At 73.6% G+C, this 26,932-nt stretch carries 24 protein-coding genes and 1 pseudogene; 3 read left to right on the forward strand and 22 right to left on the reverse strand.

Features of this window, described 5'->3' with window-relative positions:
- Positions 1-56 precede the first annotated feature (56 nt).
- The 8 genes from AMK22_RS12550 to AMK22_RS12585 all read right to left on the reverse strand — a co-directional run bounded on the left by AMK22_RS12550 (position 57) and on the right by AMK22_RS12585 (position 7,326).
- Complete coding sequence (locus AMK22_RS12550; RefSeq protein ID WP_073784343.1) at positions 57-251, reverse strand: hypothetical protein; 195 nt, start codon at positions 249-251, stop codon at positions 57-59.
- A gap of 328 nt (positions 252-579) precedes the next feature.
- The gene (locus AMK22_RS12555) at positions 580-1,284 is read right to left on the reverse strand and encodes an ABC transporter ATP-binding protein (protein WP_073784345.1); all 705 of its coding nucleotides are present in this window, start codon (positions 1,282-1,284) and stop codon (positions 580-582) included.
- Positions 1,277-2,194 (reverse strand): oligopeptide/dipeptide ABC transporter ATP-binding protein, encoded by a 918-nt coding sequence (locus AMK22_RS12560; protein ID WP_079186123.1) that lies wholly within the window; start codon positions 2,192-2,194, stop codon positions 1,277-1,279. Before AMK22_RS12560 ends, AMK22_RS12555 begins: the two co-directional genes overlap by 8 nt.
- Positions 2,195-2,286: 92 nt before the next feature.
- Positions 2,287-3,144 (reverse strand): ABC transporter permease, encoded by an 858-nt coding sequence (locus AMK22_RS12565; protein WP_073784349.1) that lies wholly within the window; start codon positions 3,142-3,144, stop codon positions 2,287-2,289.
- Entirely contained in the window at positions 3,137-4,102 is a 966-nt protein-coding gene (locus AMK22_RS12570; RefSeq protein WP_199883205.1) for an ABC transporter permease, read from the reverse strand. The genes AMK22_RS12565 and AMK22_RS12570 overlap by 8 nt, the downstream gene beginning before the upstream one ends.
- Before the next feature lie 23 nt (positions 4,103-4,125).
- On the reverse strand, positions 4,126-5,730 hold the full coding sequence (locus AMK22_RS12575) for an ABC transporter substrate-binding protein (RefSeq protein WP_073784353.1): 1,605 nt from the start codon (positions 5,728-5,730) through the stop codon (positions 4,126-4,128).
- A 229-nt stretch (positions 5,731-5,959) separates the two neighbouring features.
- Entirely contained in the window at positions 5,960-6,928 is a 969-nt protein-coding gene (locus AMK22_RS12580; RefSeq protein ID WP_073784355.1) for an NADPH:quinone oxidoreductase family protein, read from the reverse strand.
- A gap of 119 nt (positions 6,929-7,047) precedes the next feature.
- The gene (locus tag AMK22_RS12585; protein ID WP_073784356.1) at positions 7,048-7,326 is read right to left on the reverse strand and encodes a metal-sensitive transcriptional regulator; all 279 of its coding nucleotides are present in this window, start codon (positions 7,324-7,326) and stop codon (positions 7,048-7,050) included.
- A 97-nt stretch (positions 7,327-7,423) separates the two neighbouring features.
- Here AMK22_RS12585 and AMK22_RS12590 point away from each other — a divergent pair, with 97 nt between their 5' ends.
- Complete coding sequence (locus AMK22_RS12590; RefSeq protein ID WP_073784358.1) at positions 7,424-7,996, forward strand: rhodanese-like domain-containing protein; 573 nt, start codon at positions 7,424-7,426, stop codon at positions 7,994-7,996.
- Between the two features lie 73 nt (positions 7,997-8,069).
- On the opposite strand, the gene AMK22_RS12595 is transcribed toward AMK22_RS12590, so the two are convergent.
- The 3 genes and pseudogenes from AMK22_RS12595 to AMK22_RS12605 form a co-directional block, all read right to left on the reverse strand.
- The gene (locus AMK22_RS12595) at positions 8,070-9,365 is read right to left on the reverse strand and encodes an alpha/beta fold hydrolase (protein WP_073784360.1); all 1,296 of its coding nucleotides are present in this window, start codon (positions 9,363-9,365) and stop codon (positions 8,070-8,072) included.
- Positions 9,366-9,498: 133 nt separating this feature from the next.
- The gene (locus AMK22_RS12600) at positions 9,499-9,774 is read right to left on the reverse strand and encodes a DUF2087 domain-containing protein (protein WP_073784361.1); all 276 of its coding nucleotides are present in this window, start codon (positions 9,772-9,774) and stop codon (positions 9,499-9,501) included.
- Between the two features lie 75 nt (positions 9,775-9,849).
- Positions 9,850-10,042: pseudogene (locus AMK22_RS12605) on the reverse strand (FAD-dependent oxidoreductase); the annotation flags it as partial.
- A gap of 144 nt (positions 10,043-10,186) precedes the next feature.
- Here AMK22_RS12605 and AMK22_RS12610 point away from each other — a divergent pair.
- Both AMK22_RS12610 and AMK22_RS12615 read left to right on the forward strand, forming a co-directional pair.
- On the forward strand, positions 10,187-11,161 hold the full coding sequence (locus tag AMK22_RS12610) for an acetylxylan esterase (protein ID WP_073784364.1): 975 nt from the start codon (positions 10,187-10,189) through the stop codon (positions 11,159-11,161).
- Positions 11,162-11,299: 138 nt separating this feature from the next.
- Positions 11,300-12,520, forward strand: a complete 1,221-nt coding sequence (locus tag AMK22_RS12615) for an MFS transporter (RefSeq protein ID WP_073784366.1) — start codon at positions 11,300-11,302, stop codon at positions 12,518-12,520.
- A gap of 60 nt (positions 12,521-12,580) precedes the next feature.
- On the opposite strand, the gene AMK22_RS12620 is transcribed toward AMK22_RS12615, so the two are convergent.
- From AMK22_RS12620 to AMK22_RS12665, 11 genes are all read right to left on the reverse strand, one after another.
- A complete protein-coding gene (locus AMK22_RS12620) occupies positions 12,581-13,027 on the reverse strand; it encodes a nitroreductase family deazaflavin-dependent oxidoreductase (protein WP_073784368.1) in 447 nt (148 codons plus the stop codon).
- A gap of 203 nt (positions 13,028-13,230) precedes the next feature.
- Positions 13,231-14,829 (reverse strand): helix-turn-helix domain-containing protein, encoded by a 1,599-nt coding sequence (locus AMK22_RS12625; protein WP_073784487.1) that lies wholly within the window; start codon positions 14,827-14,829, stop codon positions 13,231-13,233.
- Positions 14,830-15,072: 243 nt separating this feature from the next.
- On the reverse strand, positions 15,073-16,179 hold the full coding sequence (gene menC, locus AMK22_RS12630; protein WP_073784370.1) for an o-succinylbenzoate synthase: 1,107 nt from the start codon (positions 16,177-16,179) through the stop codon (positions 15,073-15,075).
- Positions 16,176-17,033, reverse strand: coding sequence for a GNAT family N-acetyltransferase (locus AMK22_RS12635; protein ID WP_073784372.1), 858 nt, complete (start codon positions 17,031-17,033; stop codon positions 16,176-16,178). Before AMK22_RS12635 ends, menC begins: the two co-directional genes overlap by 4 nt.
- A complete protein-coding gene (locus tag AMK22_RS12640) occupies positions 17,030-18,184 on the reverse strand; it encodes a M20 family metallopeptidase (RefSeq protein WP_242433943.1) in 1,155 nt (384 codons plus the stop codon). Before AMK22_RS12640 ends, AMK22_RS12635 begins: the two co-directional genes overlap by 4 nt.
- A 1-nt stretch (position 18,185) precedes the next feature.
- Positions 18,186-19,577 carry a serine hydrolase domain-containing protein gene (locus AMK22_RS38325; protein ID WP_107430537.1) on the reverse strand — a complete coding sequence of 464 codons (1,392 nt, stop codon included), beginning with the start codon at positions 19,575-19,577 and terminating at the stop codon, positions 18,186-18,188.
- A gap of 58 nt (positions 19,578-19,635) precedes the next feature.
- Complete coding sequence (locus AMK22_RS38330) at positions 19,636-21,561, reverse strand: S9 family peptidase (protein WP_107430538.1); 1,926 nt, start codon at positions 21,559-21,561, stop codon at positions 19,636-19,638.
- Positions 21,558-22,331, reverse strand: coding sequence for an ABC transporter ATP-binding protein (locus AMK22_RS12650; RefSeq protein ID WP_073784373.1), 774 nt, complete (start codon positions 22,329-22,331; stop codon positions 21,558-21,560). The genes AMK22_RS38330 and AMK22_RS12650 overlap by 4 nt, the downstream gene beginning before the upstream one ends.
- Positions 22,328-24,169 (reverse strand): dipeptide/oligopeptide/nickel ABC transporter permease/ATP-binding protein, encoded by a 1,842-nt coding sequence (locus AMK22_RS12655; RefSeq protein ID WP_242433944.1) that lies wholly within the window; start codon positions 24,167-24,169, stop codon positions 22,328-22,330. The genes AMK22_RS12650 and AMK22_RS12655 overlap by 4 nt, the downstream gene beginning before the upstream one ends.
- A gap of 68 nt (positions 24,170-24,237) precedes the next feature.
- A complete protein-coding gene (locus AMK22_RS12660; RefSeq protein ID WP_073784377.1) occupies positions 24,238-25,224 on the reverse strand; it encodes an ABC transporter permease in 987 nt (328 codons plus the stop codon).
- Positions 25,221-26,831 (reverse strand): ABC transporter substrate-binding protein, encoded by a 1,611-nt coding sequence (locus AMK22_RS12665; protein ID WP_242433945.1) that lies wholly within the window; start codon positions 26,829-26,831, stop codon positions 25,221-25,223. Before AMK22_RS12665 ends, AMK22_RS12660 begins: the two co-directional genes overlap by 4 nt.
- Positions 26,832-26,932 lie beyond the last annotated feature (101 nt).

A 26,932-nucleotide genomic window follows, 5' to 3' on the forward strand; every position in this document is an offset into this window, starting at 1 on the left:
GCCGCACGACCGGCCGGCACGGCCGGGGCGACGTGGTCGCCGAAGGACCGTCGGCGTCAGGGGCCCAGGCTGCTGACGACGTCGGCCGTGGCCGTCAGGCCGTCCTGGATGGTCGGCGCCATGCTCGTGCCCGCGAGGAAGAACCCGAGCAGGGCGCAGACCAGCGCGTGCGAGACCTTCAGCCCCCCGTTGCGGAGGAAGATCACCGCGAGGATCAGCAGAAGCAGCACCAGTGAGATCGAAATGGCCATGGCCAACCTCCTCCGCCGCGCCGGAATGCGGCATTCGGCCGCCAGTGTGGCGTAGCGGGGAGGCCGTCCGGTGGACTGGCGTGTCCGCCATCCGGGTGTTGTCCGGCTGTCACGTACCGGCCCCGGCGCGCCGGAACGGCCGCCGGGGCCGGTCCCGTCGCTGCGGGTGCCCGCGTCGGGCGTGCGCAGGGAGTGCTCCGGGTCCGCGGGTCATCGGTGTCGAGGCGGCCGGCCGCTGGTTCCTCCCCGGCCCGACCGCTCTGCGCGCGGGGTCGACGGGGAGCCGACGGCCTCGTCACGGCGGCGGTCCCGCGGGCGCGGTCCTCGCTCATCCCGCCCGGCGCGCGCCCTCCCGGGGTGCGGGGGTCCCCGGGCCGGACCCGCAGATCTCCGGCCAGCCGACCGTGCGATCGCACCAGCGTTCCAGCAGGACCCGGTCGTGGCCCACGGCCAGCAGTCCGGCGCCCGACTCGTGCCGGTACGCCTCGACGACCGCAACCAGTGCGGCGGTCGTCGACGCGTCGAGCATCGCCGTCATCTCGTCGCAGATGAGCCAGCGCGGGCGCAGCACCAACGCCCGGGCGAGACAGGCGCGCTGCAGTTGTCCGTCGCTCACCTCGTGGGGGCGGCGGCCCAGCAGTTCGGCGGTGAGCCCGACGGCCGGGGCGAGTTCCGCCACCCGGTCCGCCACCTCGGCGCGCCGGCCGGTGGCCCGCAGCGGCTGGGCGATGAGTTCGCGCAGGCTGAGCCGGGGATCGGCGGAGAGCCGGGGCTGCTGGAAGACGACGCCGACGGCGGTGCGCTGTTCCCTCGGGGCCCGGTGCCGCCAGCCGCGTACCGGCCGGCCGTCGAGGGTGAGCGTGCCCGCGTCCGGCCGGTGCAGCAGGGCGGCCACCTTGGCCAGGGTGGACTTGCCGCAGCCGCTGGGACCGAGGAGCCCGACGGACTCCCCCGGCTCGATGGCCAGCGAGGCGTCACGGACCACGGGGGTACGACGGTCGTACCCGGCGGTGATACGGGTCAGTTCAAGCACGGGCGGACTCCTGCGCGTGCGCCGGCGCACCGTGGTGGCAGGCGAGACGGCCGTCGAACGGGGGTGGTACGGAGCACCGGTCGTCGACGCGCGGGCAGCGGGCCGCGAACGCGCAGCCGTCGGGGAGCGCCCCGAGCTCCGGCGGCATTCCGGGGATGGGGAGGAAGGCGCGTTCCGGCAGCGCGTCGAGGAGCCCGCGGGCGTACGGGTGGCGTGGCCCGGGCTTCCCGAAGAACCCTCCGGCGTCGGCGATCTCGACGATGCGGCCCGCGTACATGACGGCGACGCGGTCGGCGATCCGTTCGGCCGCCGCCAGGTCGTGGGTGATGATCAGCAGCGCCCGGCCGCCGTCGGTGTGACGGCGCAGTTCGTCCACGGTCCGCTCGACCAGGTCGCGGTCGAGCCCGGTGGTGGGTTCGTCGGCCAGGAGCAGGGGCGCGTCGCCGATCAGGGCGAGCGCGGTGGCGGCGCGCTGGGCGAGGCCGCCGGAGAGCTCGTGCGGGTAGCGGTCCAGGTGGCCGGGCGGGAACGCGGCGCGTTCGGCGGCCCGTTCGGCGGCGGCGCGCAGCTCCTGCCTGCGGGTGCCGGTCAGTTCGCGGAGGGTCTCCTCCAGCTGGGTCCGGACGGTGCGCACGGGGGTGAGGTGGGCCGCGGGGCTCTGCGGGACGAGTCCGACGCGGCGGCCCCGCACCGTGCGCGCGAGGGTCTTCTCGTCGGCGGTGAGGAGGTCGGTGCCCTCCTGGAGGACCGCCGAGCCCCCGGTCTCCGCGTTGCCGGGGAGCAGTCCCAGCAGCGCGGAGGCGAGGACGGACTTGCCGCAGCCGCTCTCGCCGACGAGGGCCAGGCACTCCCCCGCCGCGAGGTCGAAGTGCGCGTCGGTGACGGCCGCGATGTGCCGTCCGCCGCGCATCCGGAAGCGGACGGAGAGCCCGCGGACGGAGAGGACCGGGGCCGCGGGGGCCGGGGTCCCGCTGTCCGGGGACGGCGGTCGCGGGGTGGTCGTCACAGCATCAGCTCCGATCGGCGGCGCGGGTTGATCCGTTCCCGCCAGGCACCGGCGAGGCCCGCCAGGGCGAGGGTCGGGACGATCAGGAAGAGGCCGGGGAAGAGCGTCGGCCACCAGTCCCCGGCGAGCAGCGAACCGCGCGCCGTCTGCACGAGGTTGCCCAGGCTCGCCTGGTGCGCGGGCAGCCCCAGTCCCAGGAACGAGAGGGCGGACTCGTGCCACATGGCGTGCGGCACCATCAGCACCGCGGCGAGACCGGCCTGCGGCAGCACTGCGGGCAGCAGGTGCCGCACGACGACCCGGCTCCGGGAGGCGCCCCCGGAGATCGCCGCGTCGATGAACGGCCGGGAACGCAGCGACAGCACCTCGGACCGGACGATGCGCGCGGTGGAGAGCCAGTGGGTGAGGGCGATGGAGACGATGACCGGGCCGACGCCGGGCCGGAACATGGCCACGATGAAGATGCCCAGCAGCAGGTGCGGTACGGACGAGAAGGTGTCCACGAGCCGCATGACGACCCGGTCGACCCAGCCGCCGGACGCGGCGGCGAGCGCGCCGACGGCGGTGCCGACGACGGTGGCGGTGAGGCCGGCGACGACGCCGACGAGCAGCGAGACGCGCAGCCCGTAGACGCAGCGCAGCAACAGGTCGCGACCGACGTCGTCGGTGCCGAACGGGTGCTCCCAGGACGGTGGCCGGAGCCGGGCCGAGAGGTCGACGGCCTGCTGGTCGAGCTGGACCAGCGGGGGGACGAGGAGGACCGCGAGGAGGACGGCGGCGACGATCCCGGCGGAGCACAGCAGCCGGACACGGCGGCTGGTACGGCGGGTGGATCCGAGAACGGTCTCAGCCATCGAAGCCCACTCTCGGGTCGGCGAGCGCGTACAGCACATCGGACAGCAGGTTGCCCAGCACGACCGCCGCGGTGGCGAGCACCGTGAGCGCGGCCAGCAGCGGGAAGTCGACGGAGGTGGCGGCCTGCACGGTGGCCGCGGCGATGCCCGGCCAGCTGAAGACCGTCTCGACGAGCAGGGCACCGGTGATCAGTTCGGGGACGCGGGAGCCGATGAGGGTGAGCATCGGCAGCATCCCGGAGCGCAGCGCGTGGCCGAGGAGCACGGTGCGTTCGCGCAGTCCGCGGGCGCGGGCACCGCGCACCGGGTCCTCGTCGAGCGCGTCGGCGACACCCTGGCGCACGTAGAGGAAGAACCACGGCAGCTGCGAGATCCCGAGCACAGACGCGGGAAGCACCAGATGACCGGCGACCTGGTCGAAGGTGACCGTGTCGCTGGCCGCGTCGGTGAGGCCGCCGGCCGGGAGCACGCCGAGTTTCAGGGCGAAGAACCAGATGGCGAGCAGTCCCAGCCAGAACGCCGGGGCGGCTTCGAGGGTGTACGCGGCCGCGGAGACGCACCGGTCGAGCAGGCCGCCGGGGCGGCGGGCGGCCAGGACTCCGAGGCCCGTGCCGAGCACGATGGCGACGAGGAAGGCGGTCCCGGCGAGCAGCACGGACCAGCCGAGGCGCTCGCCGATGACGTCGGCGACGGGCTGGCGCATCACGCTGGATTCGCCGAGGTCGCCGTGGAGCGCGGCGGTCAGCCAGTTCCACCAGCGGGTCACCAGTGGCTGGTCGACGCCGAGATTGGCGCGCAGCTGGTCGAGGTTCTCCTGCGACGCGGTGAGCCCGGCGGTGCCCGCGTACGCCTTGACCGGGTCGAAGGGCGAGGCGGCGGCGACGGCGAAGACGCCGAACGTCACGGCGAGGAGGACGGGGACGGCGAGCAGTGCCCGCCGTCCCGCCATCCTGCCCATCGGCCCCCAGGGGAGGCGGCGGCTCACTTCTTGGGCGTCCAGTCCTCGACGTTCCACCACGGGCCGGTGGCCAGGCCGTGGTCGTGCGGCTCGACCTGGGTGGTGAGCGCGCCGAACCGGTCCTTCACGACATAGAGGTGGTCGATGTGGGTGAGGAAGGTGTAGCCGGGGTCCTTCACCAGTTCGCGCTGGACGGTGTCGTAGGCGGCCTTGCGGGCGGCCTTGTCGCCCTTCCTGCGGCCTTCTTCGAGGGCCTGGTCGATGGTCTTGTTCTCGTACCGGGCCATGTTGTTGAAGCCGTCGCCCGCCAGGGAGGACTTCAGCAGGGAGTACTGGTCGAAGTCGGGGTCGGCGGGCGATCCGCCGCCGGCGAGGACCGCGTCCTGCTTCATCCGGGGCTCGATGACCTCCCAGGTGCCGGACTCGGTGGTGATGTCGATGCCGACCTTCTTGGCGTCGGAGGCGTAGGCGAGGGCGTGGTCCTGGCGGAGCTTGTCGCCGGTGAGGTACCAGAGCGGGAACGCGGCGCGCACGCCGTCCTTGACGCGGATGCCGTCCTTGCCCGGCTTCCAGCCGGCGCCGTCGAGGATCTCCTTCGCGGCGGCCGGGTCGTGGGCGCGTTCGGTGCCCTTGGTGAACCACTCGCTGTCGGTGGGGACGGGACCGTGGGCGGGCCGGCCCTCGCCGTTGAGGATGGAGTCGACCATGGCCTGCCGGTCGACGGCGACGTCCAGGGCGCGCCGGATCGCGGTGTCGCCCGTGACCTTGTTGTGCGTGGGCAGGGTCACGTTGCGGTAGTCGTAGGTGGTGGCGGCGTACGTCTTCGTGCCGCTGTCCTTGGCGAAGCCCTTGGCCAGGATGGGCGGCAGGATGGCGCCGTCGAGCTCGCCGGAGCGCAGCCTGGTGGCACGCACGTCGTCGTCCTTGATGATCACCATGGTGAACTTCTTCACCTTCGGCGCGCCGCCCCAGTAGTCGGGGTTGGCCCGGAAGCTCAGCTTCTCGCCCTTGGACCACTTGGTGAGCAGGTAGGGGCCGGTGCCGACGGGGTGGGTGGTGAAGGCGCCGGTGTTGACGTCCTGCCCCGCCGCGACGTGTTCGGGGGCGATGGGCAGGACGGTGCGCTGGGCAAAAGGCGCATAGGGGTACTTGAGGTGGAAGACGACGGTGTCCTCGCCGCTCGCCTCGACGCTCTTCAGTGCGTCGAGCTCGGTGCGGGAGGCGTTGTTCGTCCTCGGGTCCAGGATGGTGCGGTAGGTGAAGACCACGTCCTTGGCACCGAACGGCTTGCCGTCGCTGAACTTCACGCCCTTGCGGAGCCGGTAGGTGTACGTGAGCCCGTCGGCGCTCACCTCGGGCAGGGCGGTGGCCAGCGCGGGGCGCAGCTTCATGTCCGCGTCGAGGGTGAGCAGCCCGTCGAATATCTTGGAGTTGCCGTCCTTGCCGTAGCCCAGGAGCGGGCTGAGGCTGTCGGGCTCGTACGCGATGCCGACCACCGCCGAGTCGCCCGCCCCGGAGCCGGAGCCGCCGCCGTCCTGGCCGCTCGGCTTCGAGCAGGCCGCCGCGGACAGCGCCAGCACGGTCGCCAGTGTCACGGCGACCGCTCCCCGTATCGATCGGCCCGTCATACTCCGCACACCCCTTGTTGATGATCGACTGTTATTGCAAATCAATCGCAATTAAACAGCAGGTAAAGGGGTGCCCGGTACCGGGGCGACGGGACAAGGGGGCGAGGGACCGCGTCCGCGCCGCCAACTCCCTCCGCCCGGCGGTCCGTTCCTCCCTCCCGGTCACGGCACGGAAAGTTCCACCGGTTCCGCGACGGCGTACGGACACGCCCGGCGGATGCCGGGGCCGTCAGTGGGCCGCTCCCGCCGGGAGGACCGCGATCCGGCCGGTGGTGGCACCGTCGGCGACGCGCTGGACGGCGTCCGCCGCGCCGGACAGCGCCACGCGTTCGCTGACGAGCGGCTCGACGACGCCCTTCGCGACGAGCCGGGAGAGTTCGTCGTGGCAGGCGAGGACCGCTGCCGGGTCCTTGGCGGCGTAGAGACCCCAGTGGAGTCCGAGGACGGAGTAGTTCTTGACGAGCGCGTGGTTCAGGGCCGGGGCGGGTACGACGCCGCTCGCGAAGCCGACGACGACGATCCGGCCCTCGAAGGCGACGCACTTGACGGACTTGGCGTACGCGTCGCCGCCGACCGGGTCGTAGACGACATCGGCGCCGCGCCCGCCGGTGAACTCCTTGACCGCCGTGACGATGTCCTCGGTGCGGCGGTCGACGACCAGGTCGCAGCCGAGCGCGGCGGCGGTCCGCGCCTTCCCGGGCCCCGAGACGACACCGATGACAGTGGCTCCGGCGGCCTTGCCGAGCTGGACGGCCGCGCTGCCGACGCCACCGGCCGCCGCGTGGACCAGGAGGGTCTCGCCCTCCTGGAGGCGGGCGCGGCGGTGCAGCCCGAACCAGCCGGTCTGGTAGCCGATGTGCAGCGCGGCGGCCTCGGCGTCGTCGAGGGATGCCGGGGCCGGCAGGAGCGCCGACGCGCCCGCGACGGCGTAGTCCGCGAATCCGCCGTCCGGCAGGGCCGCCGTGGCGAGCACCCGGCGCCCGTCCGGCGTCTCGCCGCAGATCTCCACGCCGGGTGTGAACGGCAGCGGGGGCCGCACCTGGTACTGCCCCCGGCAGAGCAGCGCGTCGGGGAAGTTGACGTTCGCCGCGCGCACCCTGAGCAGCACCTGGCCCTCCCCGGGCACGGGGCGTCCGGTCTCTTCGAGCCGCATCACCTCGCCCGGCTCGCCGTTCCGGTGCACTCGCCATGCCTGCATGAGGGGCCTCCACAACGCTGTCGAACACGGTCGGCGAAACCATCGCCGCAGCGCATACTAAGCAGTCGCTTGGCTCCTGGGAACGGTCCGGCCACCGGGACGCTCCCCCGGCGGCCGGTTCAGGCCAGCGAGAGGAAGAGCTTCTCCAGCCGCGCCCGCATCTGGTCCCGGTCCGCCGGCTCGCTCCCGCCGTCGGCCAGGCACTGCTGGAGCCCGGTGGCGATGATCGCGAAACCGGCGCGGTCGAGCGCCCGGGACACGGCCGCCATCTGCGTGATCACGTCCTCGCAGTCCCGGCCCTCCTCGATCATCCGGATGATCGCCGCCAGCTGCCCCTGAGCGCGACGAAGGCGATTGAGGACCGACTTCAGTTCGTCGGCCGCGATGTCGAGTTGCACACACCCTCCTCTGATACCCCAAGGGGTATTCTAACCTGAATGGGGACGGATGGGCCGAGTCCCTCCGTGTTCCCGGTGGACGAAAGGAAAACTGTTCGTGACCAGCACCGCCTCCCTCTCCCCCGCCCAGGCCGCGGCCCGGCTCGCGGAGTTCACCGTCGTCGACGTGCGGGCCCCCGGCGAGTACGCCTCCGGGCACGTCCCCGGCGCGCTGAACATCCCGCTGGACCGCCTCCCCGAGGCGGTGCCCGCACTCAAGTCGGCCGCCGCCCGCGGTCCGCTGCTCATGGTGTGCGCCTCCGGCGTCCGCTCGACCCGGGCCTGCGACATCCTCGCGGCGGCCGATGTCGACGCCACGACCCTGTCGGGCGGGACGTCGGGCTGGGAGAACGAGGGCCGTGCGCTCGACCGGCCCGCCGGCGCCCGGACGACCTGGCCGATGGAACGTCAGGTCCGGCTCGCCGCGGGTTCCCTCGTGGTGGCGGGGCTGCTGACGGGCCTGCGCTTCCCGGCCGCGCGCTGGATCTCCGCCGGTGTCGGCGCCGGGCTGGTCTTCTCGGCCGTGACCAACACCTGCGGCATGGCGGCGGCCCTGTCGAAGCTGCCGCACAACCGCGCCCCGCGCCCCGCCACGGACCTGGACGCGACGCTGCGGGCCCTCCAGGGCTGACCCACGCCGCACCCGGCGCACGGGGGCCGGCCGCGCGAGCGCGTGACCGACCCCCTGCGCTCGTGCCGACGGGTCAGACCTCGTCCCGGACGAGGGCCAGCAGCCGGTCGAGGACCCGCGGGCCCCCGGCGCGCAGCCCGTCGTGCTCGTACTCGTTCGTGACCCAGGTGCGCAGCCCGCGGATCGCCTCCGCCGTCCGCAGCGCGTGCCCGGTGTCGACGTACATGTCGTCGTGGTAGACGGCGGCGGCGACCGGCACCTCGTTGACGGCCAGGCGCTCGGGGGCGTAAAGCGGTGCCCAGTCGGTGCGGTCGGCCAGCAGATGGGCGGTCTCGCGCAGCGGACGCAGCGCCGGGTCGACCTCGAAGTGCCAGGGGTGGATGGTCTCCCCGGTGAACAGGACCGGGCCGTCGCCCTCCAGCGCGGCGACCGCGTCGAACTGCGGGAATTCGGCGCGCACCCGCTCGGCGGACCAGGCGGTGGGGCGTTCGTCCTGCGCGTAGATCGCCTCGTGCATCAGTGCGTACAGCGGATGCCCGGCGAACGAGGTGGCCGCGCGCACGGCCTCCTGGAAGGTGTCGGAGAGTTCGGTTCCGTGCGGGGTGCGGACGAAGGCGTTCTCCAGGAGGTAGTGCAGCTGGTGGCTGCCGTTGCCGCTTCCCAGCATGATGCCGAGCGACTGGAATCCTTCGGGCGTCAGCCGGTGCCCGGCGCTCTCGGGGCGGTGTTCCGCGAGGTGGGCGGTGATCCGCCGGGCACGCTCGACGTCCTGCGGATAGCGGGCGTAGTGGGCGGCGACCTTGCGCTCGACCCGCGGATAGGCGGCCCGGTAGACGTCGTCGGCGTGGGCGTCGAGGGAGGGCAGTCCGCCGGTGATGAGGACGGCCTTCAGCCCCTCGGGGGCGGCCGACAGATAGCGGACGGCGCAGAAGCCGCCGAAGGACTGGCCGAGGACCGTCCACGGCTCGATGCCGGTCAGCCGGGTCCGGATCAGCTCGCAGTCGCGCACGATGGCGTCGGCCCGGAAGTGCGCGAGATGGTCGGCCTGCTCGCGCGGGCCGCCGCGCAACGGCAGGGTCTGCCGGTTGGCCGGGGTGGACAGGCCGGTGCCGCGCTGGTCGAGGAGCAGTACGCGGAACTCCCGCAGGGCCCGGCCCAGCCATGCCTCCGTGCCGACGAAGCGCCGGGCGCCGAAACCGGGACCGCCCTCCAGATAAACCAGCCAGGGCAGCTCCTCCCCGGCGCTGCCGCTCGCCACGGCCTCCCGGCCGAAGATCTCGATCTGTTCGCCGCCCGGGTCCGCGTGGTCGAGCGGGACCGTGAAACGACGGTCGGTGAAGACCACGCCGGGGTGCCGGTAACTGCTCACAAGGTGCTCCTGAGTCCGATGTGCCGCGGACAGTTCAGCACACGGCCGCGGCACGGCCCGCCGCACCCCGTGGACGCGGGCCCCGTCCCCGGTCCCGGAGGGCGGCCGGGCGGAGGCGGACGCGGTGCGCGTCCTACCTGCCGCGCCGGTAGCTGCTGCCGTCCCTGGGCCGGACCAGCAGCCCGGAGACCACCAGATACCGGCGCAGCGCCGCACAGTCCTCGTGCACCGTCGACAACGCCTCGTCGACCTCCCGTTCGGTATAGCTCCGGTCGCGCTCGAAGAACCTCTCCGCGAGGTGCGTCAGCAGTTGTTCGCGGCGGGCCGTCCTACGCGGGATCGCGGTCAGACGGCCGTGCGAGAAGAGGGACTCGACCTGACGGGAATCGCTTGCGTGGTTGTCGGACATGGCACGGAGCGTCGCAGGCACCCGGTCCGCGGGCAAAGCATTTTCACCGCGCGGTCCGTCGGTGGACGCAGCACGTCAATAGCCCCGTACGTCGGGCCGGTGCCGCTGCACGCCGTCGCGGTCCAGGATCCGGGCGAAGGTCTCGTACCGCTCGTCCTCCCCCTGGGCCTGCCGGGGTTCGACGCCCCTCGGCGACGCAGTGCGCGGCGAGAGCCCCGGCGACCTCGCCGACGTTCCACTCCACGGGGTGGAGCCGGTAGCGGCCGTCGACTCCGGAGCGGCAACCGTCAAGGGGCTGGGGCGACTTCCTGCGCGCGCAAGGGCGCCCGTCGCCGCCGCTCCGCCGTGCCCGTACGGTGTGACCGACAATCCATGGGTGATCACTCACCCCCCGTGACGAAGGCGGTTCCTCATGTCCCTGTTCGATCTGCCCGTCGAGGAGCTGCGCGACCACCGCAGCCGGTCGGTGGAGCCGGCGGACTTCGACGCGTTCTGGTCGAAGACGCTCGACGAAGCACGGTCGTACGAGCTCGGCGCCCGGTTCGAGCGGTGCGCGGACACGGGGCTGAGGACGGTCGACGTGTACGACGTGACGTTCGCGGGCTTCGGCGGTCACCCGGTGAAGGGCTGGTTCGTGCTCCCCGCCGGTACCACGCGGCCGCTCCCCGTGGTCGTCGAGTTCATCGGCTACGGCGGCGGGCGGGGCCTGCCGCACACCCATCTGCTCTGGGCTTCGGCCGGGTTCGCCCACTTCGTGATGGACACCCGGGGCCAGGGCAGCGGCTGGATGGCCGGCGACACCCCCGACCCGGTGGGCAGCGCACCCGCCTTCCCCGGCTTCATGACCCGGGGCATCGAGGACCCGCACTCCTACTACTACCGGCGCGTGTTCACCGACGCGGTGCGGGCGGTGGAGGCGGCCCGGTCGCATCCGCTGGCCGACGCGGCGCGCACCGCGGCCGTCGGCGAGAGCCAGGGCGGCGGCATCGCGCTCGCCGTCGGCGGGCTGATATCCGATCTGGCGGCGGTCGCGCCGGACGTCCCGTTCCTGTGCGACTTCCCCCGCGCGCTGACCGTCACCGACCGCAATCCGTACCGCGAGGTGGGCAACTACCTCAAGACGCACCGGGGCCGGGCCGAGCGGGTGAGGACCACTCTCTCCTACTTCGACGGGGTGCACTTCGCCGCGCGCGGACGGGCGCCCGCGCTGTTCTCGACGGCCCTGGAGGACATGACCTGCCCGCCGTCGACCGTCTTCGCCGCCTACAACGCCTACGCCCACCCGGACAAGGCCATCGAGGTGTACGACTTCAACGACCACGAGGGCGGCGGGCCGTTCCAGAAGGCCGTGCAGCTCGGCTGGCTGCCCGGAAAGCTGACCTCCTGACCGGACACGGCACGCGTCCGGCGCGCCGCCCGCAGGCTGGACGGGCCGTCCGGGAGAGGGGGCCCGCCGCTCCCCGGCGGGCGCGCACCGGGCGCGCCCCGTGGAGCATCGCACCGCCGTACGCGTACGCCCCGCCCGGTGCGTACGACCGGGACGGGCGGGGCGGCACCGGCGCGCGCCCTCTCCGGGGGCACGACGCTGCTGTTCGCCGCCGCGTCGGGGACGGCGGTGGCCAATGTGTACTTCGCGCAGCCCCTTCTGGCCACGCTGGGCCGGGAGTTCGGGATCGGCGCGGCCACCGTGGGCGTCGTCGTCATGCTGACCCAGGTCGGATACGGTCTCGGGCTGTTCCTGCTCGTGCCGCTGGGCGACCTGCTCGACCGGAGGCTCCTGGTGGTGACCCAGCTGGCGGCGGCGCTCATCGCGACCGGCACGGCGTCCACGGCACCGGTCCTGCTCGCCGCCCTGGCCGGGGTGGGCTTCCTCGCGGTGGTGACCCAGACCCTCGTGGCCTTCGCCGCGTCACTGTCCGCCCCGGACCGGCGCGGTCGCACGGTCGGCCTGGTCACCAGCGGAATCGTGATCGGCATCCTCCTCGCCCGTACGGTCTCCGGTGCGCTGGCCGACCTGGCGGGCTGGCGATCGGTGTATCTCGTCCCGGCCGCCCTGACCTCCGTCCTCGCCCTGGCCCTGTTCCGCGTGCTGCCGCGCCGGCCGACCCCTCCCGCCCAGATGCGGTACGCGCGGCTGCTGCGTTCCACGCTGCTGCTGTTCGTGGAGGAACGCCTGCTCCGGGTCCGGGCCCTGCTCGCCCTGCTGGTCTTCGCCGCCTTCAGCACGCTGTGGAGCTGCGTCGCACTCCCGTTGAGCGAGCCGCCGCTGTCGCTGTCGCACACCGCGATCGGCGCGTTCGGGCTCGCCGGGGCGGCGGGCGCGCTCGCGGCGGCACCGGCCGGGCGGCTGCACGACCGCGGTCTCGCCGGGTGGACGACCGGCGTCGCGCTGGCGCTGCTCACCGTGTCGTGGCTGCCCCTGGCCCTCGTCCGGCATTCGCTGTGGGCCCTGGTGATCGGGGCGGTGCTCCTCGATCTCGCCGTCCAGGCCGTCCACGTCACCAACCAGAGCATGATCTACGCGGCCCGCCCCGACGCGGGCAGCCGTCTGATCGGCGGCTACATGGTCTTCTACTCCGTGGGCAGCGCCACCGGCGCCGTCGCCTCGACGGCCGTGTACGGGATGGCCGGATGGGGTGCGGTGTGCGCGCTCGGCGCCGCGATCAGCGCGCTCGCCCTCCTCCTGTGGGCGGCGACCCGCAGGGGCACGGCTCCGGCCCGGGCCGTCGGCGCGCCCGCGGGATGACCGCGCGGGCGGCGCGCGGGGAGGCGCCGGAGCGTTCGCCGCGCCTCCCCGCGGCGGTCGTCAGTGCTGCTCGGTCGCCGGTTCCAGGACGATGACCGGGATCTGGCGTTCGGTCCTGCGCTGGTAATCGGCATAGTCGGGGAAGGCGTCCACCGCGCGCCGCCACCACAACGCCTTCTCCTCGCCGGTGGCCTCACGGGCGTTCATGTCCTGCCGGACCGGGCCGTCCTGGAGCTCCACCCGGGGATCGGCCACGACGTTGTGGTACCAGACGGGATGACTGGGGGCGCCGCCCCGCGAGGCGACCACTGCGTACATCCCCTCATACTCGACCCGCATGAGCGGGGTCTTGCGGATCTTCCCGCTCCTGGCCCCGCGGGTGGTCAGGATGACCACCGGCAGGCCGCGCATGGTGGTTCCGTCCGTCCCGCCGGAGCTCTCGAACAGCTCGACCTGATCGCGGACCCACTTCTCGGGGCTCGGCTCGTACTCGCCCTGGAGAGGCATGGCATCTGTCCCATCGTCGACATGCGGATACCGAGGCCGCCGGACGCGCGGGCGACGGAACGCACCGATGGCGGGCACCGTGCCCGGCGTGTCCGGCTGCTGCGAGCACTCTGCCATCCCCGCGTCGCCCGCACCGTCCTGACGGATCCGCGTGTCACCGCGGCGGGGCGCCGGTTCCGGCGGCATCGGCCGCGCGGTCCGCGTCAGGGGTGCGGCGGATCCAGCCTCAGATGCAGCATCGCCTCGAACCTGGCCTCCGGGTCGTCGAGATCGATGCCCGCCACCTCGGCCAGCCGCTTGAGCCGGTAGCGGAAGGTGTTGGGGTGGACGTGGACGGCCGCCGCGGCGGCGGGCACGTCGCCGAAGGTGTCCAGCCACGCGTCCAGGGTGTCCGTGAGGGCGGTGTGGTGCCGGGCGTCGTAGGCGCGCAGCCGGACGACCGGCCCGTCGGGGATGTCGTCCTCGGCGGCGAGCCGTTCCCTCAACTCCTCCAGGAGAGAAGCGGCATGGACGTCCTTGAGGCGGGCGGACCGGCGCCGCGAGCGACCGGAGCCGAGGACGCGCAGCGCCCGGTCCGCGTCGGCGCGGGAGCGGCGCAGGTCCGCCGGGCGGACGGCGAGCCGCCCGACGCCGATGACCGCGGGCACCCGGTCGCCCACGCGGCCGAGGAACGCCTCGGCCGCCCGCAGGGCGTCCTCGTCCGAACGCGTGGGCAGGACCGCGTAGGTGACGCCTCCCAACGACGCCGTGGCCGTGCGGGGGTGGATCGCGGCCAGGTGCAGGGCGAGGGCCTCGGCGACGCGGTGGCCGGCGGCCACCCGGTCGGGGGCGGACGGCTCGCCGGTCACCCGGAGCGCCAGCACGCAGGCGGGCTGGGCGGACAGCCCCAGCCGCGCGGCGGCCTGCGGAGCGTGCAACCCGCCCTCCAGAACGGTGGCCAGCAGGTCCGCGCGCAGCCGCCGTTCGGCGTCCTCGCCCGCGCGGTGGCGCAGCAGGTGCAGCGCGGCCACCTTCGCCGCCTCCTGGAGGGCCTGGGTGCGGTCCTCGCCCAAGGGGCCGTCGACCACGACCCAGATCGAACCGAGGATCTCGCCGCCCGCCCGGACGGCGGTCGCGACCCGGGGTTTATCGGAGACACCGGTCACGTAGACGGGTTCCTCCTTGCGGTAGAGGGCCCGGAAGGCGCCGCGTCGTTCCAGGGCGCGCAGGTTCTCGGCGGGCACCTGGCGGTCGAGGACGGTCGCGATCCTGGCGTCGTCGCCCTCGTCCTGGCGGCTGGAGAAGGCCAGCACCCGTCCGCCCCGGTCCTCCACGGTGACGGGCCCGTCCAGCAGGGCGGCGGTCGCGTTGGCCAGGGCGAACAGGTCACCCGCGAGCGGTTCGGCGCCGCCCGTGGCGTCGGGGCCGCCCACGGTGCCCAGTTCGTCGGTGGCGAGCAACGACCGCAGCAGGGCGGCGACCTGGGCCCAGGACGCGCCGGGGGTCAGGCCGAGGACGGTCACGCCGGTGCGGTCGGCGGCCTCCGCCACGGGTCCGGCGACCGGGACCGGGGAACGCACCACCACGGCCACCGCGCCGAGCCCGGCGGCCCGTTCGACGAGGGCCGCGACGGCCCCGGCGCCGTACACCCCGACCCCGAGCACCACCGATCCGGGCAGCCCGGCCGGTTCGTCCAGCGGGTCCTGGATGAGCACCCCGGTGACGGCGGTGGAGGGGTCGGCCTCCCCCGCCACCACATCGATCAGCGTCGATCCCAGATCGTCGAGGATCCGGCCGAGCACGGCCCGCGGCTGCTCCGTCATCGTCACACGGTAGACGAGCGGGACATGTTCGCGGGCGGCTCCCCCACCCGCCCGGTCACCGGACCCGCCCGCGGGCCGCGCGGGCCCGGGGCGTCGCTTCGGCCGCACGGTCGCCGCCGGGCCCGTCGGACGAACGCGGCGCGTGGCCGTGCCGGTCTCGGCGCCCCGGGCGCTTCCGGGGCACGGCGCCCCGGCGGAATCCGGGGCAGCAGGGTGTCCGGCGGGGGCCGGGCCACGGTGTGGTCATCGGCCGATCCATTCCGTCGATTCGGTCACCTCGGCCAGCCGCTCGGGGATCGGGGAGAGGCCGATCCCGGGTGCGCGGGGCACGTCGAGACGGCCGTCCCTCAGTACGAACGGCTCGGTGATGTCGGTGCGGTAGTACCGGTCGGAGGCGGAGGTGTCGCCGGGCAGGGTGAAGCCGGGCAGGGCGGCGAGGGCGACGTTGGCGGCCCGCCCCAGGCCGGTCTCCAGCATGCCGCCGCACCACACCGGGACACCGTGCGCGGCGCACACGTCGTGGATCCGCCGGGCCTCCAGGTAGCCGCCGACCCGTCCCGGTTTGATGTTGACGACCGAACAGGCGCCCATGGCGATGGCGTCGGCCGCCGAGCGGGCGGAGACGATGGACTCGTCCAGGCAGATGGGGGTGCGCACCCGGGCGGCGAGGGCGGCGTGGCCGCGTACGTCCTCCTCGTCCAGGGGCTGTTCGATGAGCAGCAGTCCGTACGGGTCGAGCCGGGCCAGTTGCCCGGCGTCGGCGAGGGTGTACGCGGTGTTGGCGTCCACCTGGAGGAGCACGTCGTCGCCGAAGCGTTCCCGGACCGCGCGCACGGGCTCCACGTCCCAGCCGGGTTCGATCTTCAGCTTGATCCGGAGATAGCCCTCGGCCAGGTAGCCGTCGACGGCGTCGAGCAGGGCGGGGATCGAGTCCATGATCCCGACCGACACCCCGGCGGGCACCCGGTCCGCGGTCGCGCCCAGCCACTGGCCCATGGACAGGCCGTGGGCCCGCAGCCAGGCGTCCAGCACCGCGGTCTCCAGCGCGGACTTGGCCATCCGGTGGCCCTTGAACGGGGCCAGTGCCGGGGCGACCGCCCAGGGGTCGAGGTGCGGCAGGGCGGCGAGTGCGGGCACGAGATGACCGCGCAGCACGTCCGCCGCGCCCGCCGTGTACTCCGAGGAGTAGAGCGGATCGGCCATCGTGACGCATTCGCCGTATCCCTCGTGGTGCTCGGTCTCGACCCTGACCAGCAGGATCTCCCGGGTGTCCATGGTGGCGAACGAGGTCCGGAACGGTGCGACCAGCGGCATCGCGATCCGGCGCAGTTCCACACCGACGAGCTTCATCCCTGCTTCTCCTGACGTCTGTCGATCACGTACCAGCCGTCCCGGGTGAATCCGGTGACGGTGTATCCCTGGGCCATCAGGCCGCCGAGCACCTCGCGCAGCGCGTACCGCCACTCGCGGGCCAGCGACGGGGCGGTGCGGCGAAGCGCCTCGGCCTCGGTGGGGATCCGGACCAGGACGGTGTCGCCGTCCCGGCGCCCGGCGGCGGGACGGCCGTCGGGTCGGGCGTCCAGGGCGACGACCGCGTGCTCGCCCGCGTCGTCGACGGCGACGCGGCGGGGGGCACCCGCGGCGGCGGCCACGGCGCGGTCGCCGGCCAGTTCCCAGTGGACCATCAGCCGGTCCGTCTCGGTCCCGGCGTTCACCTCGTCCTGCATCGCCCCGTAGAAGTCGGCGAGGTACTCGCTGGGCGCGGCACCCAGTTTGGACAGGTTGAAATAGGCATTGCGGCTGATCAACGGATCGAAGGTCCAGGTGATCGTGTTGATGCCGCGGGCCAGGGCCCAGGCCCGTTGGTGGAGTTTGACGGCGAAGCCGATGTTGCGGCCCCGGGCGGTGCCGTCCACCCCCGCGATGTGCGAGTGCAGTCCGGCGGTGGCCAGGAAGCCGAGGCAGAACCCGATCATGCGGCCGTCGCGGTGGACGCCGACGACATAGCTGCCGGAGTGCGCGAAGACCCGGAGCAGTTCCGGGGTGATCAGCGGGTTTCCGGGCACCGGCCGCCAGACCCGGTCGAGTACCCGGCACGCCTCCCGCATCTCGTCCAGCCCGTGCAGTTCACAGAGGGTCACGCCGGCCCGCCGTGCGGCCAGGCCGGCTGCGGCGGCCGCATCGGCCGCCCGGGTCCCGCTCACGGTCCCACCCGGTCCGGGGCGGCCGGCGGCTCGTGCAGGAGCGAGGCCACCAGTGAGGCCACCAGGGCGGTGCGGCGCGGGAGTTCGGCGACGAGGACGTGTTCGTCGTCGGCGTGCGCCCCGCCGCCCACGGCGCCCAGGCCGTCCAGGGTGGGCGCGCCCGCACCGGCGGTGATGTTGCCGTCCGAGGCGCCTCCGACAGCGACTCCGCGCAGCGGACCGAGCCCCAGGTCCGCGTAGTGGACCCGGGCGCGTTCGAACAGCTCCGCCGACGCGCTCGGTTGCAGCGGGGGCCGGTCGGGGCCGCCGGAGAAGGTGAGCGCGGCGCCCGGGAGCGCCGGTGCGAGGGCGTGGACGGCCCGGTCGACCCGATCCTGCTCGGCGGCCGTCGCGACGCGTACGTCGACCAGCAGCCGGGCCGCGTCGGGCACGGTGTTGCGGGTGGTGCCCGAGGTGGCGACGGTCGGTGTCACGGTGGTGCCGGTCGCCGGGTCGGCGAGCGCGGACAACGCGAGGACCTGGTGGGCGAGTTCGGTGGTGGTGTTGACGCCCCGGTGGGGTTCCAGACCGGCGTGCGCGGCGCGTCCGGCGATGCCCAGTTCGTAGCTGGACACGCCCTTGCGCGCCGTTTTCAGCGCGCCCCGCTCGCTCGCCTCCAGGACGAGCACGGCCCGGGTACGGCGCGCCTCGGCCTCGATCAGGGCGCGGGAGGTGGGGGCGCCGATCTCCTCGTCGCCGGTGAGCAGCACCGACACTCCGTCCAGGTCGTCGAGGACGGACAGGGCGTGGAACAGCTGCGCCACGCCCGCCTTCATGTCGAAGCAGCCGGGGCCGGTCAGCCGCCCGCCCGCCACCTCGAAGGGGTGCCGGGCCAGGGAGCCCACCGGCCACACCGTGTCGAAGTGGCCGAGCAGCAGCACCCGGTCACCCGAGCCGAAGCGCCAGCGCAGGGCGGGCCGCCCCGGGCCGTCCAGCCACTCGGGCGGTGTCGCGGTGAGCCGGGTGCCGAGAGCGGCGACGACCCGGGCGCAGTCGGTGACGGCGGACACGTCCGCGCTGGGCGACTCGGTGCGGACCAGTACGCCGATGTCGGCCAGCAGGTCCGGCAGCCCGGACTCCAGCGCCTCCAGTGCGGTGGCGATCGCGGTCACGTCAGCCCACCTTGGGCGTGGCGCGGGCGCCGTGGTGGATGTAGCGGGTGCCGTCGGCGAGGGCGTAGAACACGACCGGATACCACGACTTGAGCCCCGGCCGCCGCACCACGAACAGGCCCGGCTCGACCGGGTGCATGTCGTACTCGCGCTCCGTCTCGTCGACGAGTTCGGCCAGCGGTCCGGTGATCCGGTCGCACATGACCAGGCCGCCGTCCCGTTCCACGATCTCCAGCCTGCTGGAGAGCCGCTGGTACACGCCCACGTAGTCGGCGGGGTCCACCGCCACGGGTCCCGTGGCCGGCTCGATCCCGGGGCGCATGGTGACACCGGCGAGGTCCCGCGCGATCTCGGCGAACACGTCGCGGTAGAGACTTCCGGTGTCACCGCCGTTGGTGAGCAGGCAGATCGCCAGGTCGGCCTCGGGGAGCACCCGGAGGAAGGCGCTCTGCCCGATGGTCCCGCCGTCGTGTCCGTGGACCCGGTGGCCGTCCCAGGTGTCGAGGAACCAGCCGAGCCCCCAGGAGTGGGCCAGGACGTACGGGTCGGGGAGCTCCACCTGCGGGGTCTGCATGGCGGCGACGCTCTCGGCCGAGAGGATCCTGGTGCCGTCCTCGGTGACGCCGTCGTCCCGGTGCAGCCGGGCGAACTTCAGCACCTCGCGCGGCGTCGAGCAGATCAGCCCGGCCGGTCCCGCCGAACGCATCAGCCCCCACTGCGGGGCCTGGGCGGGAGGCTCGCCGAGGTGTCCGACGGCGGCGCGGAAGCGCAGCACGTCCTCCGGCAGGGTCACGGTGTGCGTCAGACCCAGCGGGCCGTACAGGCGTTCACGCATGAGCCGGTCCCACTGCACACCGGTGACGACTTCCAGCACCCGGCCGAGCAGGGTGAAACCGGCGTTGCAGTACGACATGGTGGCGCCGAGGGGGTGATTGGGAGCGGTGTCGGCCAGCAGTGCGGCGAACTTCTCCAGGCAATCGTCGCCCCGGCCGGTGTCGGTGAAGAGGTCGCCGTCGATTCCGCTGGTGTGGGTCATGAGGTGACGGACCGTCATCCCTTGGGTCAGCTCCTCGTCGGCGAGCCGCAGTTCGGGCAGGACGGAGACGAGCGGGGCGTCGAGTTCGAGCAGTCCCTCGTCGACCAGGGACATGGCCACGGTGGTGGTCCACACCTTGGAGATCGAGCCGATCTGGAACAGCGTGTCGGTGGTCGCCTCGATCCCGGCCTCGGTGTTGGCGAGGCCGACGGCTGCCTCGGCGACCAGTTCGCCGCGGTGCAGGATGCCCAGGCTCGCGCCGGGGACGGAGTGCCGGGCGGCCAGTTCGGCGAGGCGGGCGGTCCAGTGGGTGGAGAGGTCGGTGGTGGTGTCGGCGGTGTCCGTGGTGTCGGTCATGTTCGGCTCCGATTCCGTTGGGTGGGGCGGTCGGGGGTGGCGGCGTCGTCGTGCGCGGTCAGCGGTCGGTGTGCGTGGTGACCCATTCGACCAGCCGACGGGAGTAGTCCTCCCGGTGCGAGGGCCGGCCGTCCAGGAGGAACAGGTGCGACCCGCCGGGGTACAGGACCATCCGGACCGGGACGCCCCGGGTGCGCAGCGCGTGGAACCACTGCTCGGCCTGGCCGGCCGGGCAGGTGTCGTCGGCCGCGCCGTGCAGGATCAGGGTGGGGGCGCGCACCGCGTCGGCGTGGCTGAGCGGCGAGAGCTCCGTCATCCGTCGCGGGTCGCCGATCTCGTGGCCGGCGATCAGATGTCCTTCCTCCGAGGTGCCGGCCATGCTCCTCAGGTCGACCAGGACGCCGCCCGGCACGACGGCGGCGAACAGGTCGCTGCGGGCGGAGAGCCAGCAGGTGAGGTAGCCGCCGTAGCTGTAGCCGGTGAGCGCGATCCGATCCGGGTCGACGAGGCCCTCGTCGACGAGGGCGGCGACCGGTTGCAGGACGTCCTGTTCGTCCGTCTCGCCCCAGGCGCCGACCGCGGCGGTGTAGAAGTCCTCGCCATAGCCGTCGCTGCCGCGCACGTTCAGCGTCAGGATCGTCCAGCCCCGCGAGGCCAGTTCCTGGTGGTAGAGGTGGACCGGGTCGGAGTGGGGCGCCCAGGCGTTGTGCGGGCCGCCGTGCACGTCCACCAGCAGGGGGCCGCCGGCGGGCGTCGTCGCGGCACGGGTGATCATGCCGTGCACCACGGTGCCGTCCGCGATGGTGAACTCGCGTTCGGTGACCGGGTGGAGGGCGATGCCGGGCAGTGCGCGCGCCATGTGGTCGGTGAGTCGTACGGGCCGGGCGCCGGGTTCTCCTCGCTCCCAGGCGTCCAGGTCGATCAGGACGATCTCGGCGAAGCTCGACGCGTCGGTGGCCACCACGGCGGCCCGCCCGGCCTTCGGCGCGAGGGAGCAGCCGCTGATCCCGGTTCCGGCCGGGAGGGGGGAGGCAGTGATTCCGTCCGCGCCCGCCCGGTACAGGCGGGTGGCCCCCCGGTCCCGGGCGCAGAACAGGACGGCGTCCTGGTGGAACTGCGGCCGGGCTCCGGGGTATCCGGGGCCGCCCCCCATGACGTTGCGGTCGAGGTCGCCGTCCACCGGCACCGGGGCGGACCCGTCCAGGGGCTGACGCAGCAGCCGGGCGTGGCCGACAGCGAACGTGTCACAGCCGACGACGAGCAGCGCGGACCCGTCCGGGTACCACTCCACCGGTCCGGCGAGGCCACCGGCCGGGCCGATGCGGCGGGGTTCGCCACCGCCCGCGCCGATCTCCACGACATGGGCGGCCGAGGCGCCGAGCGCGGCGGCGTCCGGCCCGCTCTGCGCCGGATAGGCGAGTCGGGTTCCGTCGGGCGACCAGGCGGGGGTGCCGGCGTTGCGGTCGGCCTCCGTCACCGGTTCGACCTCGCCCGATGCCACGTCCACCACGAACAGCCGGGTCCGGACCGATCCGATCAGGCCGGCGCCGTCCGCCTTCCAGCCGAGGGTGTCGACGACGACGGGCGCGGTGTCCTCGCGCCGGGTGGCGGGGGCCGAGAACGCGATCCGTGATCCGTCGGGGCTCCACACCGGTGTGCCCGCTCCGGCCGGGCACCGGCCGGGCGCGGTGAGCGGCGTGGCCTCTCCCCCGTCGGCGGGGAGCAGGTGCAGCCGTCCCTCGCGCAGGAACGCCAGTGTCGTCCCGTCCGGGGACCAGCGCGGCGCGGTGTCCGCGGGGCCGTGGGTGAGGCGCCGGGCCGGGCCGCCGTCGGCGCGCACCTCCCACAGGGACCGGACGACGCGGTCGTTCGCGGCGTCCTGGGTGGTCAGGGTGTAGACGACGCGGTGGCCGTCGGGGGACAGCGCGGGGTCGCCGGGGATCTCGAAGCGGTACAGGTCGTCGATGGTCAGTGGCCGGGTCATGGCGCCTCCTCGGCGAGGGCAAGGGTCGGTACGCAGGAGATGAGGTCGCGGGTCGTGGGGTGTTCGGGGTCTTCCAGCACCCGCTCGGCGGGGCCGCGTTCGACGAGGAGTCCGCCGTCCATCACGGCGACCTGGTCGGACAGGTGGCGGACGACCGCGAGGTCGTGGGAGATGAAGAGCATCGCGAAGCCCAGTTCGCGCTGGAGGCCGCGCAGCAGATTGAGCACCGCGCCCTGGACGGACACGTCGAGGGCCGAGGTGATCTCGTCCGCGATCAGCACGCCGGGCCGGGCGGCGAGCGCCCTGGCCAGGGCCACCCGCTGGCGCTGACCGCCGGAGAGCGCGTCCGGGGTCAGCGCGGCCCGCGCCGGGTCGATGCCGACGAGTTCCAGGCAGCGGGCCACCTCCGCGTCGCGTGCGGCACGGCGGGCGCGGGCCGGCGTGCCGCGCGGCCGTTCGGTGCGGGGCAGTGCCTCGGCGACGGAGGCGCCGATGGTCATGCGCGGGTCGAGCGAGGCGTACGGGTTCTGGAACACCAGTTGCACCAGGGCGCGCCCGCGGCGGTGCACGACGTCGTTCCCGTCGACCAGGACCCTGCCCGACCGGACCGGTGCCAGGCCCACGACGGCCTTTCCGAGGGTCGATTTCCCCGATCCGGACCCGCCGACGAGTCCGGTCACCGATCCGTCCGGCACCAGCAGGTCGACGCCCTCCACCGCGGTGAAGCGGCCGTAGCGCACGGTGATGCCGCGCAGTTCGAGCGAGCTCATGACGTCGTCTCCGATTCTCGGCCGGTGGTGCGGGCGGGGGCCCTGGCCGTGACCCCGTCCACGGGGTACCAGCAGGCGACCTTGCGGTCCGGTCCGGTCGTGGCCAGTGCGGGGGCGTCGGTGCGGCAGCGTTCCCGGACGCGTGCGCAGCGCGGCGCGAAGGGGCAGCCGGGGCCGGTCTCCCCCGGCTCCGGCGGGCGGCCGGGAATGGTCACCAGGTCCGTGCCGGGTTCGGTGGTCATGGTCGGGACGGCCCCCACCAGGGCCCGGGTGTAGGGGTGGGCCGCTCCCGCCTCCAGTGCGGAGACCGGGAGTTCCTCGACGATCAGACCGCCGTACATGACCAGGATCCGTTCGCAGACCTGGGAGACCACGGCGAGGTCGTGGGAGATCAGCAGCAGCGCGGCGCCGGAGTCCTCGCGCACCTCCGCGAGCAGGTCGAGCACCTGTCGCTGGACGGACACGTCGAGCGCCGTGGTCGGTTCGTCGGCGACGACCAGCTTCGGTTCCCCCATCAGGCCCATGGCGATGACGGCCCGTTGCCGCATTCCTCCGGAGTACTCGTGCGGCCGTTGCCGGGCGCGTCGTTCCGGCTCCGGGATCCGGACGGCGCCGAGCCGGTCGACGGCGCGTGCCGCGGCCTGGGCGCGGCTCGCCCCGAGGTGCACCTCGGCCACTTCGGCGAGCTGGCGGCCGACACGCAGGGCGGGGTTGAGCGAGGCCATGGGGTCCTGGAAGACCATGGCGAGTTCCGTGCCCGGTTTCGGTTCCGTCCGCAGGTCGTGTCCGTCGAAGCGGAGCGTGCGCGCGCGGACCTGTCCGGGGTGGGGCACCAGGTCGGCCAGGGCCAGCGCGCTCAGGCTCTTGCCCGAGCCCGACTCGCCGACCAGCCCGACGGCCTCGCCCGCGCGGATGTCCAACGAGATGCCGCGCACGGCCTGTCGGCCGCCGGGGAACGTCACCCGCAGGTCGCGGGCGCTGACCAGGCTCCCGTCCTCGTCGGGAACCGTCGGGGCCGGCATGTCGTTCCGCCGCGGCTCCGGATCCTCGCGCTGTGGTGCCCGTCGACCGCCCGCATGTGCGAGCACCTCGCCGACCAGGGCGAACACCAGCCCGGTCAGGACCACGGCCGCACCGGGCGCCAGAGCGGCCACCGGGTTGACGTAGACGCGGTTCAACTGCTCGTTCAGCAGCCGTCCCCAGTCGTACTCGGGCGGTTGCACGCCCAGACCGAGGAAGGAGAGTCCGGAGAACGCGACGAGGATGCCGCTCATCGCCTGGGTGGCGAACAGCACCGACGGTTCGGCGATGTTGGGAAGCAGATGGCGCACGACCAGCCTGAACCGGCCCACTCCCAGGATCCGGGCCGCGGCGACGTAGTCCGAGCCCGCGACCGACGCCGTCAGGTTCTGTACCAGCCGTGCCACGGGCGGGACCATGGCCAGCCCCACGGCGAGCACCGCACCGGTGCTGCCCACGCCGAAGATCGTGGCGAGGAAGAGCAGGAACAGCAGCCCCGGGAAGGCCACCAGCACGCCCACGGTCGCCGTGATCAGCCGGCCGAGCCGTCGGCCCGTCACCGTCGGGGCGACACCGAGCAGCAGTCCGCCGCCGACCCCGACAGCGGCGGCCAGCAGGGTGAGCCGCAGGGTCTGCCGGGTCGCCACGACCACCCGGGCCGCGATGTCGCGCCCGAGCTGGTCGGTGCCCAGCAGATGTGCGGCACTGCTTCCCTGGTTGATCGCGTCCGTGTCGATCCGTGCCGCCCGGTCGCCGAACAGGACCGGCCCCAGCACGGCGACCGCCACCAGGAGCAGACAGGCGGTCAGCGCGGTCACGCCGATCGGCGTTCGGAGCGTGCGCCCGAGCCGGCGCCGCAGCGAGGTTTCATGACCTTGACGCATCATCAGCTCCCGCGCACGGTGGACTGGGGGTCGGCGACGGCCACGGCCATGTCGACGACGAAGGTGATGAGCAGCGCGGCCGCGCCGTAGACCAGCACGACGCCCTGGACCAGCGGATAGTCCTTCTCGGTGATCGCCTGGACGATCGTGGTGCCGAGGCCGGGCCAGGCGAAGACGTTCTCGACCAGTACGGTGCCGGCGAGCAGCGAGCTGAACAGCAGGCCGCCGAGGGTGAGCGAGGAGGTCAGCAGGTTGGGCAGGGCGTGGCGCAGGTAGCGCAGCCGGGCCGGGAGCCGTTTGGCGCGGGCGGTCCGCATGTAGTCCTCCCCGAGCACCCGCAGGGTCTCCACCCGGACGATGCGCGACAGGGTCGCCGCCGGGACGACGGCGAGCGCCAGCACCGGCAGCACGTAGGAGTCCAGGCCGGCGCGGGAGGCCACCGGGAAGAGCGGCCACGTCACGGCGAACGCGGCGATCAGGCCGACGGCCAGCAGGAATTCGGGCACGGCGCCCAGAAGACCGGTGATACCGGTGAAAGCGAGCTCACCCCGTCGTCGGCGGCCGTCCTTGGTCAGCACCGCGGCCGTCATCCCGACCGGGACGGCGATCAGCAGGATCAGCGCGAAGGCGGGCACGGCGATCTGCAGCGTCGCCGGGAGCCGGCCCGCGATGATCTCGGAGACGGGCATCTGGGCGCCGATCGAGTCCCCGAGCCGGCCCTGGAAGAGATGGCCGACGAAGTCGCCGAACTGTTTCGGCAGGGACTCGTCCAGGCCGAGCGAGTGCCTGCGGGCCTCGATCAGCGCCGGGTCGGCGGTTGGACCGAGGGCCGCCCGGACCGGATCGCCGGGAATCAGGTGGATCATCGCGAACGCCGCGGTGACCAGCGCGGCCAGTGACACCACGAGTCGCCGGGTGCGGCGCAGGACGAATCCGGCCCAGGGGCCGCGGACCGTCGCACGGAGTGGGTTCGGGGTGAGCGCGGTCATCGGCCGTCGCCCCGTCGCAGGGTGCTGGGAATGACCCCGCTGCCGTCGACCTCGAAGGTGATGCCCTTGGCGTAGTAGCGGATCGGCCGGGCGGCGAACGGGACGATGTCGACGTTCTTGACGAGGGCGGCGTCGGCCGCCTCCCACAGGGCGCAGCCGTCGACACCGGGCCTGGCCGCTGCCAGGGCGGCGAGTCGGCGGTAGTCGGGGTTGGTGAGGGAGCCGAAGTTGTTGCCCTTCGGGGGCGGGGGCCCGTCGTAGAACTGGGTGAGCTGGTCCGGGAGGGTGACTCCGATGGGGGCCCAGGCCAGGTCCCAGTCACCGCCGGCCAGGGTGCCGCTGATGCTGGAGGAGCCGATGGGCTTCGCCGTCGCCCTCACCCCGAAGGACGTCCACCGCTGGACGGCGAGTTCGACGGCCGAGGCGACCTGCGGTCCCTGGTTGGTCGCGTAGCTGAGTCCGACGGTGAGCGGCTTTCCGGCCTTGGTCCAGGTGCCGGCGTCCTTCGTCCAGCCCGCCGCGGTGAGCGCGGCGGCGGCCCGCTCGGGGTCATGGGCGGGCAGGTTCCCGGTGACGGTGTCGCCGGTGCAGGGCGTGGGCACGGTTTCGCCGATGGCGGTGGCGGGCTCGCCCTTGCCCCCGGTGGCGACGTTCCTGAGCTCCTTCAGGTCCAGTACCGAGACCAGGGCCCTGCGCACCGCCGGGTCGGCGCCCGGGCGGCCGGCGGCCTGGTTGAACAGCAACTGCCCGAACAGCGCCTCGAAGCTCCGGTTCCTCACCTTCGCGGCGTCCAGCCGGTCCTGGTCGGCGCCGTTGATCACGGCCCCGTGGATCTGACCGGACATCAGGAGGTTGGCGGCGGTCGACTCGTTGGGGACCACCTTGAACACGACCTTGCCGGGGAGGTCCTTCCCGGTGGACCCGCGGGGCCCCCACGTGTACCCGTCCCGTCTGACGTACGTGTAGTGGTCGCCGGGGACGGCCTCGGTCAGCCGGTACGGTCCGCTGGCGTTGGTCGCCCTGGCCAGAGCGGCCGGTGCGGCCAGGCTCTTCCGGCACAGCAGCGGCAGCATCCGGGTCATCTCCACAATGAACGGAGCGGGTCTCGTCGTGGTGACGGTGACGGTCCGCGTCGCCCTGTCGGCCTTCGCCGCGGCGGTGACGGGAACGGACAGGCCCAGCATCGGCGACTGGTTCTCCGGGTCGGCGATGTGGTTGTACTCGGCGGCCACGTCGTCCGCGGTGAGCGGCGACCCGTCCTCGCAGGTCACGCCGGGACGGATGGTGAACCGTGCCGAGGTGGCCGTGGCGGACCACTTCTCGGCGACGCCGGGGACCACCGTGCCGTCGGCGGCGACGTGCACGAGCGTGTCGTACGCGAAAGTGTTCATCGACAGTGCGGTGGTGGCCAGCGCCGTGGTGGGGCTGAGGGTGCCGGGATCGGCGGCGACCGCGAACACCACCGTGGAACCGCCGCCCCCGGAGGCCGGACCACCGCCGCACGCGGCCGCGGTGGCGACCAGGCCGAGCACCGTGACCATCGCCGCCGCGGGCCGGGTCCCGCGCGTCCTTCTGCTTCTCGTGTCCGTGCCTGTGGCGCTGACCATGGTCACCTCCGAAGAAGCGGCACCCCGCCGCCGAGTGAGGGAACAGTAGGCAGCGGTGCGTCGGCCGCGAGTGGTCGCACCGCACGAAAAACCGCCTCGCC

This window comes from Streptomyces sp. CB01580 (assembly GCF_001905795.1).
Classification (GTDB): Bacteria; Actinomycetota; Actinomycetes; order Streptomycetales; family Streptomycetaceae; genus Streptomyces.